Raw genomic sequence first — 10,672 nt, 5'->3', positions numbered from 1 at the left:
ATCTTCTTTGGATGTGCAGCCGCCATCGCGAGCAGGCTCGCTCCCACAGAGATTTCGCTTAACTGGTTGGGAAGCTCGGCGCCAATACCGCCTGACGTTTGCGATGAATCAGGAAATACGCGCCGTAGCACACGGCGATAAAGCCAAAACCCCAATACAGCGAAGGACGCTGGGTTTCATCCATGGCCAGGAACACGAACAGCGAGCAGCACAAGGCGATGCACAGAATGGGCAACAGCGGGAACCACGGCGCACGATATTTCAGGTCGCTGAGCTTGCCGCCATCGCGAAGGTAGGCTTTGCGGAACTTGTACTGCGCCAGGGCGATAACGATCCAGGTCACAGTGCCAGACATGCCGCTCACCGCCATCAGCACCATGAACAGTGTGTCGGCCGCGATGAAACTGGTCATCAGCGACACCAGCGCGAAGCACAAGGTAATGCTCAGCGCCCGCAATGGCACGCCGCGCTTGCTCAACGGCGACAGACTCTTGGGTGCCATGCCGGTCTTCGACATCGCCCACAGAATGCGGGTCGAGGCGTACAGGCCGGAGTTACCGACCGACAGAATCGCCGTGAGGATCACAAAGTTCATGAGGTCAGCGGCGTAAGGAATGCCGACCATGTCGAACACCTGCACGAACGGACTTTCCATCAACCCGGCCTGCTGCCACGGCACGATGGCCGACAGCACCATGATCGCCAGCACGTAGAAGATCAGCACGCGGAACACCACGTTGCGCACGGCACGCGGGATGCTCTTTTCCGGCTGATCGGTTTCACCGGCCGCCACGCCCATGATCTCGCAACCCTGGAAGGCGTAGACCACGGTCATCATCACCGCGAACACCGCTGACAGGCCGTTGGGGAACAACGAGTCGCCGATCAGGTTGGTCATCATCGGCGCCGGTGCGCCACTGGTCAGCGGGATCGCGCCGAAAATCACCAGCACGCCGACCACGATGAAACCGAGAATTGCCGCCACCTTGATCCCGGAGAACCAGTATTCCGCTTCACCGAAGGCGCGGGTCGCCAGTGCATTCAGGCCGAACAATACGACCACGAACAGCGCCGACCAGTACCAGATCGGCACGGTGGGAAACCAGCGCACCATCAACATGCCGGCCGCGGTGAACTCCAGGCCTACGGTGGACGCCCAGCTCATCCAGTACACCCAACCGATCATGAAGCCGGTAGCCGGTCCGATGAACTGGGTGGCGTGGGTCTGAAACGAGCCGGATACCGGCATTTGCACCGACAGTTCGCCCAGGCAAACCATCACCAGGTACATCAGGAAACCGGCGACCAGGTAGGCCAGAATCGCCCCCACCGGGCCGCCCTGGTTGATGGTCACGCCAGACCCCATAAACAGCCCGGTGCCAATCACGCCGCCCAGCGAGAGCATGAAAATGTGCCGGCTTTTCAGGGCGCGGGTCAGTTGTATGCCTTTGCGTTCGATAGTTTCGCTCATGTCGGCACCTCAGTAGTCGGCGAGGTGCGCGGCGGATGACAGGACGTCATGGCGCAGGAAAGGATCAGCTTTACGGCAGTTCATTATTATTATCTCCAATAAGCTTCGAAGACCGCGCTGGGGCGGTTGCGTCGATTATTGGAAACCCATGTAAGTTCGCGTTGTACGTAACGATCAAAGATGTAAAAAGTCGTAACGTTTTTGTACGTCAGGCTTGTACATCAGGCGTGCAACAGGTCTGCCAGCGTCTGTTGCGAACGCTGCAACTGTTCATGAACCTGCGGTGCCAACGCTCGCAACGCCGACTCATCGTTGACCAGCGCTGCCTCTTCCAGCGCTCGCAGCACATTGGCCAACGCGCGAAAGCCCAGTGAGTCGCTGCTACCCGCCAAGCGGTGCGCCAGATGGGCGACCTCGGTGCAGTCGTCGGCCTCAATGGCCTCGGTCAGCGCGTCCCGATGCTGGGTGATCGAGTTACGTAGCACCGCGAGCAGGCCCTGAACCTTCTGTTCGCCGAGCAAAGTGCGGTGGGTGTCTAACAACGGCCAATCCATAGTTTCATCAACCCGCGCAGGTTCCGCCACGGGTGACTGCCCAGCCAAAGCCTGCCGCAGGTTTTCCAGTTTCAAGGGTTTGGCGAGAATGCCGTCCATTCCGGCATCCAGATACCCGCGCACCAGGGCCGGTTGCACACTGGCGGTCAGGGCAAAAATCCGGCTGTGCCGATTTGGACCGGGAGTGCTGCGGATCAGTTTGCACAGTTCAACGCCGCTGATGCCCGGCAGGTGCACGTCAAGCAGGATCAAATCGAAAGTCTGAGCGGCGCATTGCGTCAGCGCCCGTTCGGCCTCTTCGGCGAGCCAGACCTGATGGCCGTCCCGTTGCAGCAAGCCGCTGACCACTTCACGGTTCAGCGCCACGTCCTCGACCACCAGAATGTTCAGCGCCCGGCTCGCTGCGCTACTCCTCGTCACATCGCTCACGCCGATGGCCGGCGGCAACGTCAGTTCGAACCAGAAACAACTGCCGCGCCCTACTTCACTGTCAACGCCGATCCGCCCGCCCAGTTGCTCCACCAGGTGTTTGCTGATCGCCAGACCAAGCCCGGTTCCGCCAAAGCGTTGCGCCACCTCTTCGCTGGCCTGGGTGAAGCGCTCGAAAATCTTTGCCTGCATCGCCGGGGCAATGCCGATGCCGTTGTCCGTCACACTCAAACGCAGCCGTTGACCGCTCTGGTCCGGGGCTTGCGCCAACAGCATGACCTCGACGCTGACCTGCCCGCCTTCGGTGAACTTGATCGCGTTGGCCAGCAAGTTGCTCAACACCTGACGCAAGAACTGCTCGGCACCGTGATGCCTGTCGGCGACCTGCGGATCGACCCGGGAGTGCAGCGTCGTGTCGTTACTCAGTGCGCGCGGCTCCAGCAACGTCAGCACCTCGTCGAGCAAGTGCCGGACCGAGAAGTCGACCGGTTCCGGGTGGCTTTCGCCCTCTTCCAGTCGGGCGAAATACAGCACTTCGTTGAGAATCGTCAGCAACCCTTCGCCGGCCTTGTACAGCGCATCCAGGCGTTTGCTGTCACGCTCGTCAAGGCGGGCGCCGCGCAGCAGTTCGGCCATGCCGAGGATGCCGTTGAGCGGGGTGCGCAGTTCGTGGCTCATGGTCGCCAGAAACCGCGACTTGGCGAGGTTGGCCGCCTCGGCTTCATCCTTGGCGCGCATCAGGCTGGCGGTGCGGCGCTCGACCATTCTCAGCAGTTCATCGCGGTTATCCTGCAAAGCCAGGCGGTCGGTTTCCCGCCGGTCAATGTCACTGAGAATCGCCCGGCGCATATCGTCCAACGCATGGGCCACCGTGTCGATTTCGTCTTTGTCAGCGCTGCGGCTCTTGTCCAGGTGCAAGGGCTCATCCCAGTCACCGGCGGCGATACGTCGGGCAAATCCGGCCATGACTTGCAGGTGGCGCGTGACCAGCCGGTAAAACAACCCCGACAGCGCCACCGCCAACCCGCAGAGAAACACACTCATCCACAACAGGCTGGTCAACCCGGTGGCGAACAGCCGGTGATGCACCGCGCCCAGATCGGTGCTGACTTCCAGTTGCCCCAGATGCCGCACAGGACCTGCCGGCGGTTGATAATCCAGTTCAAAACGCTCGATGCGCAATGGCCCGACCGGGTCGGGGCTGCCTTGCAGCAGGTCGAAGTCGGGGCTGGTCAGATGAACCCGAGCCACATCAGAGAAGTCCACCAGACCACGCAGCTGCACATTCAACTGTTCCTGGTTCAGGTCCCAGAGGCTGCGCTCCAGACTGGCCAGGTAACCGGCGCGAATCAGCTCCATGCGCGAGTCGATGTCGCGCATCTCGCGGCGGTATTCGAAATACAGTTGCACGGTGCTCGCCAGCACGGTGAAACACAGGCTGAACAACAGAATGAACAGCAGCAGGCGCCGCAGCAGGCCACCGGGCCGTGCGCGGATCATTGCGCATCTGCCGGCAGGTTGATCATGTCGCGATAGGTGACTTCGCTTTCGTTCAACAAACGGTCGACTTCGCCGGCATCGACTATGCGCTGCAACTGCGCGTCGATGTCCGGCATGCGGCTGGCCAGCGGTGAACGACGCGATACCGCGACCCGCAGATAATCCACACTCAAGGCGTTAGGCAAGGCAACGATGTCTTGCGCCCCAGGCAGGTTTTCGACGTAAAGCTGCCCGGTGCGCCGCTCCGATGTGATGAAATCGATGCGCCCGCGAATCAGTTTGCCGAAGTTCTGGCTGCTGTCGGACACCCATTCGATGTTCTGGTGTTGCGCGACAAAGCGGTCGAAATCCACGCCGTAACTTTCACCGAACAACAATCCGCCACGGTAATTGGCCAGGTCCTCCAGACGCTCGAACTTCACCGGATGCTGACGGTTGATGAACAGCGCGACTTCTTCGCGCAACACCGGCACCGTCGAAAACACCATGCTCTGCTCGCGTTGCGCAGTGCTGTAGGCCAGCACCACGTCGACCCGGCCTTCGGCGGCGTCCAGCAGGCAGCGTTTCCAGTTGCCCAGCACGACTATCTCGACCTCGTAGCCCAGGTGCCCGAACAGGTTTTTCACCACGCTCGGGGCCAGGCCACGCACCTGTTTACCGTCGCTCCAGGAAATCGGCGGGTACACCGGATAGTCGCAGTAGCGAACTTTATCCGCCGCCATCGCGCTGTTCGCCGACAGCACTAACATCAGCAGCCAAAACGTTCGCAGCATGCGGCTCAGGCCGCCACGCTGGCAGTGAACAGATAACCGGCGCCGTGGATGGTGATGATCAATTGCGGCTCGGCCGGATCGTCGTGCAACTTGCGCCGCAAGCGCCCGACCAGCACGTCGATGGAGCGATCGTTGGGCACCCACTCGCGGTTGCGGATCTGGTCCATCAGTTGATCGCGGCTCAACGTGTGACCGCTGTTGCGCAGGAACACACTAAGCAACTGGTACTCGCCGTGGGTCAGCAGGGTTTCGCTGCCGGCGTTGTCGATCAGCCGTCGGCGGTCGGTGTCCAGTGCCCAGGCGGCGAACTGCTTGACCGGCCGAGGGATGGCCGCCACCGGTTGCGGCGTTTGGGCATGACGAACCCGGCGCACCAGGTTTTTCGCACGGGACACCAGTTCTCGTGGATTGAGCGGTTTGATCACGTAGTCATCGGCACCGCACTCGAGGCCGACGATGCGGTCAATTTCATCATTGCGCCCGGTGATCAGAATGATCCCAACTTCCGAACGGACCCGCAGTTCCCGGGTCAGGGTCAGGCCGTCCTTGCCCGGCAAGCGGATATCGAGCATCACCAGATCCACCGTCTGGCTCGCCAGAAAGGTTTCGGCCAGCTCCGCCGTGGCGGCGCAATGTACGTCGTAGCCTTCCTGGGACAGGTAGGCGTGCAGCAGTTCGCGAATCAGCGGATCGTCATCGACGATCAGTACCCGAGGAGCCATCGCTTGGAGTCCTGCGTATGCCCGAAGGCGTGTTTCTTATTAGAGTTTTTTCCTGCACCGGCGCCAGAGAGTATCCATTGCTGAACGGGCGATCAACAGTCCTTCGTCTGCAAACAAAAACGCTGACGGCCGCCGGCCTGTAAACCGTCGACCCAGGCTTCGCAAATCTGCATGCCCTGCTCCGGGGTAAAGGTGCCGGGGTTGAGGCCCGACTCCAGCCACAAGCCGTCGAGCAAGGCGCTGAGGCTGATGGCCGCCAGATCGGCGTCGAACGGCTCCCAGCCCTCCTCCTCGGCCAACTCGGTCAGGACCTTGCGCAATATGCTGCGGTACTCGCCATAGGAATGTTCGTGCGCCAGGTTGATCGCCTCTGCGGTCTTGACCGCGCCCCAGAACGCCAGCCAGGCGTCCAGCAGTTGCGGGTCCAGCAACTCGGCGGAAAACGAACCCCGGAAGAACGCCGACAAGCGCTCACGCGCAGTGGGTGCGGCCTGTTCCATGGCCTCGCGCAACAGGCTCATGACCCGTCCGGTGACCGCCATGTAGGCCTCGGCCACCAGTTCGTCCTTGCCGGAATAGTGATGGCTGATCAGCCCGACCGAGACCCCGGCCTCGGCGGAAATCTTGCGGATCGACGCGCCCTGAAAGCCGTGACGCTTGAGGCACACCAGGGTCGCCTCGATCAGGTTGGCCTTGCGCAGCTCCGGCTCCATGCGGGAAAAACGGGCTTCCTGACTCATGGGTGACACTCTCCTTGGATCAATCGTTAGGGACTCGGGCTGAAAAAGCCGCGAGCTGAACGAATGTACAGCAGGAGTGTGCCAAGTCTCCAGTCAGTCGCGATACCCCGGCGCAACACGCTCAAGCAATCGCAACAGCGCGGGCCAGACCAGTTGCATACCATCCGGATCGCTCAACTCGCCTTCGTCCAGCGCCCGGCCGGGGTCGTTGAACTGGCGTTCGGTGTGTTCGCATACCTCGGCCGGCGGCAATACCAACTCACCACAGGCCTGCGCGGCCAGTTGGATCTCACAGGCTTTTTCCAGGTAGTACATACGCAAGAACGCCTGGCTCACCGTTTCGCCGACGGTCAGCAAACCATGGTTGCGCAGCATCAACACCGGTTTGTCGCCAAGATCCTGCACCAGACGTTGCTGCTCACTCAGGTCCAGCGCCACGCCTTCATAGTCGTGGTAAGCAACCCTGCCGTAGAACTCCATGGAAATCTGGTTCACCGGCAACAGCCCACACTTCAACGCCGCCACCGCGCAACCGGATTTGGTGTGGGTGTGCAACACGCACTGAGCGTCTTCGCGGGCACCGTGAATGGCGCTGTGAATCACGAAACCGGCCGGGTTGACCGGGTACGGCGATGGCTCCACGGCCCGGCCATTCAGGTCGATCTTCACCAGATTGGAGGCGGTGATTTCATCGAACATCAGCCCGTACGGGTTGATCAGAAAGTGATGCTCAGGCCCCGGCAGGCGCACCGAGATATGGGTGAAGATCAGATCGGTCATGCGAAAGTGCGCGATCAATCGATAACACGCCGCCAGTTCCTCACGCAGGCGCTGTTCAGTGGTGCTGCGCTGATGAGTGGCATCAAGTCGGGTGGCGATCTCGTTCATTATTTTGGCTCTCCAGGCTGATCGACTGCGCAGACAGTAAGGCTGGACGCTTTCACACGTCCAGCCCGTTGCACTTACTTGCTGGCCCAGGCGTTGAAGCGTTCTTCAAGTTCTTCGCCGTGATCGACCCAGAACGCCACGTTCATCGACAGCGCGCCCTTGAGGTTTTGCGGTGAAGTGGGCACCCACTGGGCGAGTTTGCTGTCCAGCCGGGCGGCAGCTTGAGTGTTGGTCGGGCCGTAAGGGATCTGCTCGACATACTTGACCTGGGCATCCGGCTGATTGGCAAAGGCAATGAAGCGCTTGGCCTGGTCGACATGCTGGGAACCCTTGATGATCGCCCAGTAGTCCATGCCGTACAGGCTGCCCGGCCAGACCAGCCCGAGGTGACTGCCGCTTTGCGCGGCGGCGGCCACCCGGCCGCTGTAAGTCGAGGTCATCACCACATCGCCTGCGGTTAGCCATTGCGCCGGTTGCGCGCCAGCCTCCCACCACTGGATATGCGGCTTGAGTTCCGTGAGTTTGGCGAACGCCCGATCGACGCCCTGCGGGGTGCTCAGCACCGAGTACACGTCCTCGACCTTCACCCCGTCCGCCAGCAAGGCGAACTCCAGGTTGTACACCGCACGTTTGCGCAATCCGCGCTTGCCGGGGAATTTCTGCACATCCCAGAAATCGGCCCATGAGGTCGGGGCCTGCGCAAGCTTTTGGGTGTCGTAGGCAATCGCCACGCTCCACACCAGCGCCGCTGAACCGCATTCCTGCGCGGCGTCGGGGATCAACTGCTCGGCGCGCCCCAGCGCCTTCCAGTCCAGTCGTTCATACATGCCCTCGTCGCAGCCGCGCATCAGGTCCGGGCCTTCGATCTGCACCACGTCCCAATCGACGTTGCCGGTGTCGACCATTACTTTGATCCGGGCCATCTCGCCGTTGTATTCACTCTGGATCAGCTTGCTCCGATCCGCCGTACTGAAGGGTTGGAAAAACGCCACATCCTGGGCTTTTTGTCCGGCTCCGCCGTAACCTACCACCACCATCTCCGGTGCTGCCTGTGCGCTGCCAAGGCCCATGGCCAGGGTCAACAACAAGGGATAAAAACCGTGCTTGAGCGTATTCGATTTCATCAGTGGTTCCTCGTGCAGGTATCACGTGAGCAAACGCCGACGTGACCCTTTTTTTATTGTGGTGAGGTTCGCCCCAGGAGTGCATCAGTATCTACACACCTTTCTGCTCCAACTCCCGTAGCAGCTGCCGAGCCTGCGAGGCTGCGTTCGGCGGCGAAGCAGTCGTTGAATCAGGCAGCGCGTTCTTCCAGGTAAAACGTCGATCCAGGATTTGCGAGGACTTCGTCCTCGAACGCAGCCTCGCAGGCTCGGCAGCTGCTACGGGAGCTTTCCTGCATCGCATTTCAATGTTGTGTAGACACCTATGCCCAGGAGTGGGCGCCAAAATAAGCTACTGCAATCGATAGTAAAAAAACAAGTTGATTTTTTACTGTAGGTAAATTTCTATAGGCACATAATAACAACGCCGAAATCCGGCCTTTCGGCTTCAGCCTGTCTGGAGTACCCGTACCATGCCGACCTCTACCTCAGCTTTTGCCCACCTGTTCGAACCCTTGCAGATCCGTGGTAAACGCCTGAAAAACCGCATCATGTCCAGCGGGCACGACACCTCGATGCCCACCGACAACCTGGTCAACGATCAACTGATCGCCTATCACAAGGCACGCGCCGAAGGCGGTGTCGGGCTGATCGTGCTGCAAGTGACCGGTGTGCATGACAGTGCGCGTTACACCTCCCACGTGCTGATGGCCACCGACGACGCCTGCATCGAGGGTTATCGAAAACTCGCGCAAAGCTGTCACGCCCACGGCACCGTGGTGCTCTCGCAGATTTTCCATCCGGGGCGCGAGATCATGGAGTCCAGCGATGGCCTGCTGGCGGTTGCCTATTCACCATCGGCAGTGCCCAACGAGCGTTTCCGGGTGATGCCACGGGCGCTTGATCAGGCGATGATCGACGAGATCGTCACCGGTTATGGCGCCGCCGCAAGGCGCCTGTATCAGGCCGGTCTGGACGGCGTCGAAGTGGTTGCCAGCCATGGTTACCTGCCGGCGCAATTCATCAATCCACGGGTCAACCGCCGCACCGACGAGTACAACGGTGACCTGGAACAGCGCCTGCGCTTTTTGCGCGAAGTGATCGCAGTCGTGCGCGCCAATACCGATGAGCAGTTCATCATCGGCCTGCGCATTTCCGCCGATGAACGCGACCCCGAAGGGCTCACCGAGGACGAATCGCTGGACGCGGTCAAGTCACTGCAAGCACAGCTGGATTACGTGCACATCGTCGCCGGAACCTCGGCGTCGTTGGGTGGCGCGGTGCATATCGTGCCGCCGATGGCGATCGAAGCGGCTTACCTGGCCAAGGAAGCCGGGACGTTCAAGGCCAGCCTGTCGATTCCGCTGTTCGTCACCGGCCGCATCAACCAGCCGCAGGAAGCCGAGCTGATTCTGGCCCGTGGTCAGGCCGATGTGTGCGGCATGACCCGCGCACTGATCTGCGACCCACAAATGCCGAACAAGACCGACGCCGGGCGCGCCGAAGATGTGCGGGCCTGCATCGCCTGCAATCAGGCGTGCATCGGGCACTTCCACAAAGGTTTGCCGATTTCCTGTATCCAGCACCCGGAAACCGGTCGCGAGCTGATCTTCGGGGAGCGGCAACCGGCCAAAAAAACCAAACGCATCATGATTGCCGGCGGTGGCCCGGCCGGGATGAAAGCCGCTGCGGTGGCCGCGCAGTGCGGACATGAGGTGACCCTTTACGAGGCCAGTTCGCAACTCGGCGGCCAAGTGCTGCTGGCGCAACTGCTGCCGCGACGCAGTGAGTTCGGCGGCGCCAGCACCAACCTTCAGCGCGAGATGGAACTGGCCGGTGTGCGCGTGGTACGCAATACCCGGGTCGACCGCGCACTGGTGGAGCGCGAACGGCCCGACATGGTGATCGTCGCCACCGGCGCCGAGCCCTACTGGCCGGCGTTCGAACGCGGTGGTGAGCTGCAGGTGGTAGACGCCTGGCAGGTGCTGCGCGACGAAGTGCAGATCGGTCGTTCGGTGGTAGTGATCGACTGGCGCTGTGACTGGATCGGCCCCGGCATCGCAGAACGTCTGGTGCGCGCCGGGCATCAGGTGCAACTGGCGGTCAACGGCACTCATTGCGGGGAAAACCTGCCGCTGTACGTGCGCGATCAACTGGCCGGCGAACTGCATAAACTGGGCATCCCGATCACACCCTACGCCCGGCTTTACGGCTGCGATGACAACACCGTCTACCTGCAGCACACCGCCAGCGGCGAACCGATGCTGTTCGAAAACATCGACACACTGGTGCTCTGCCAGGGTCATCAACCGGTGGACGCCCTGGGTGCAGAGCTGCAAGGTCTGGTGGAATTTCGACGTATCGGCGACTGCCTCGCACCGCGCACCGCCGAAGAAGCGATTTATGAAGGTTTGAAAGTCGCCTGGGAGCTTTGAGGCTGTTTATACTCCGGGGCTTTTACGGTCGGCCGTGAGTCAAGCACAGTCCATTGT

At 61.1% G+C, this 10,672-nt stretch carries 8 protein-coding genes; 1 reads left to right on the top strand and 7 read right to left on the bottom strand.

Annotated elements, in window-relative coordinates:
• Window positions 1-58: 58 nt before the first annotated feature.
• From NTD87_RS08225 to NTD87_RS08195, 7 genes are all read right to left on the bottom strand, one after another.
• Window positions 59-1,471 (bottom strand): amino acid permease, encoded by a 1,413-nt coding sequence (locus tag NTD87_RS08225; protein WP_262113165.1) that lies wholly within the window; start codon window positions 1,469-1,471, stop codon window positions 59-61.
• A 221-nt stretch (window positions 1,472-1,692) separates the two neighbouring features.
• Window positions 1,693-3,954, bottom strand: coding sequence for an ATP-binding protein (locus NTD87_RS08220; protein ID WP_262113163.1), 2,262 nt, complete (start codon window positions 3,952-3,954; stop codon window positions 1,693-1,695).
• Window positions 3,951-4,727 (bottom strand): substrate-binding periplasmic protein, encoded by a 777-nt coding sequence (locus tag NTD87_RS08215; RefSeq protein ID WP_262113162.1) that lies wholly within the window; start codon window positions 4,725-4,727, stop codon window positions 3,951-3,953. The genes NTD87_RS08220 and NTD87_RS08215 overlap by 4 nt, the downstream gene beginning before the upstream one ends.
• A gap of 5 nt (window positions 4,728-4,732) precedes the next feature.
• On the bottom strand, window positions 4,733-5,449 hold the full coding sequence (locus NTD87_RS08210; RefSeq protein WP_262113161.1) for a response regulator: 717 nt from the start codon (window positions 5,447-5,449) through the stop codon (window positions 4,733-4,735).
• A gap of 92 nt (window positions 5,450-5,541) precedes the next feature.
• Window positions 5,542-6,189: a TetR family transcriptional regulator C-terminal domain-containing protein gene (locus NTD87_RS08205; protein ID WP_262113160.1), complete on the bottom strand. Its 648-nt coding sequence runs from the start codon at window positions 6,187-6,189 to the stop codon at window positions 5,542-5,544.
• 93 nt (window positions 6,190-6,282) lie between these two features.
• Window positions 6,283-7,077: a class II aldolase/adducin family protein gene (locus NTD87_RS08200; protein ID WP_262113159.1), complete on the bottom strand. Its 795-nt coding sequence runs from the start codon at window positions 7,075-7,077 to the stop codon at window positions 6,283-6,285.
• 74 nt (window positions 7,078-7,151) lie between these two features.
• Window positions 7,152-8,201, bottom strand: a complete 1,050-nt coding sequence (locus tag NTD87_RS08195) for an ABC transporter substrate-binding protein (RefSeq protein ID WP_262113157.1) — start codon at window positions 8,199-8,201, stop codon at window positions 7,152-7,154.
• A gap of 452 nt (window positions 8,202-8,653) precedes the next feature.
• On the opposite strand from NTD87_RS08195, the gene NTD87_RS08190 reads away from it, so the two are divergent.
• The gene (locus NTD87_RS08190) at window positions 8,654-10,615 is read left to right on the top strand and encodes an FAD-dependent oxidoreductase (RefSeq protein ID WP_262113155.1); all 1,962 of its coding nucleotides are present in this window, start codon (window positions 8,654-8,656) and stop codon (window positions 10,613-10,615) included.
• Window positions 10,616-10,672 lie beyond the last annotated feature (57 nt).

The organism is Pseudomonas sp. 6D_7.1_Bac1, assembly GCF_025465945.1.
Taxonomy (GTDB): Bacteria; Pseudomonadota; Gammaproteobacteria; order Pseudomonadales; family Pseudomonadaceae; genus Aquipseudomonas.
This window is presented reverse-complemented; position numbering and strand designations above follow the sequence as displayed.

Bases quoted from the DNA above. Each gene is read 5' to 3' on its own strand.
- NTD87_RS08225 (WP_262113165.1), bottom strand. From the start codon at position 1,471: ATGAGCGAAACTATCGAACGCAAAGGCATACAACTGACCCGCGCCCTG.
- NTD87_RS08200 (WP_262113159.1), bottom strand. From the start codon at position 7,077: ATGAACGAGATCGCCACCCGACTTGATGCCACTCATCAGCGCAGCACC.
- NTD87_RS08190 (WP_262113155.1), top strand. From the start codon at position 8,654: ATGCCGACCTCTACCTCAGCTTTTGCCCACCTGTTCGAACCCTTGCAG.
- NTD87_RS08210 (WP_262113161.1), bottom strand. From the start codon at position 5,449: ATGGCTCCTCGGGTACTGATCGTCGATGACGATCCGCTGATTCGCGAA.
- NTD87_RS08195 (WP_262113157.1), bottom strand. From the start codon at position 8,201: ATGAAATCGAATACGCTCAAGCACGGTTTTTATCCCTTGTTGTTGACC.
- NTD87_RS08215 (WP_262113162.1), bottom strand. From the start codon at position 4,727: ATGCTGCGAACGTTTTGGCTGCTGATGTTAGTGCTGTCGGCGAACAGC.
- NTD87_RS08205 (WP_262113160.1), bottom strand. From the start codon at position 6,189: ATGAGTCAGGAAGCCCGTTTTTCCCGCATGGAGCCGGAGCTGCGCAAG.
- NTD87_RS08220 (WP_262113163.1), bottom strand. From the start codon at position 3,954: ATGATCCGCGCACGGCCCGGTGGCCTGCTGCGGCGCCTGCTGCTGTTC.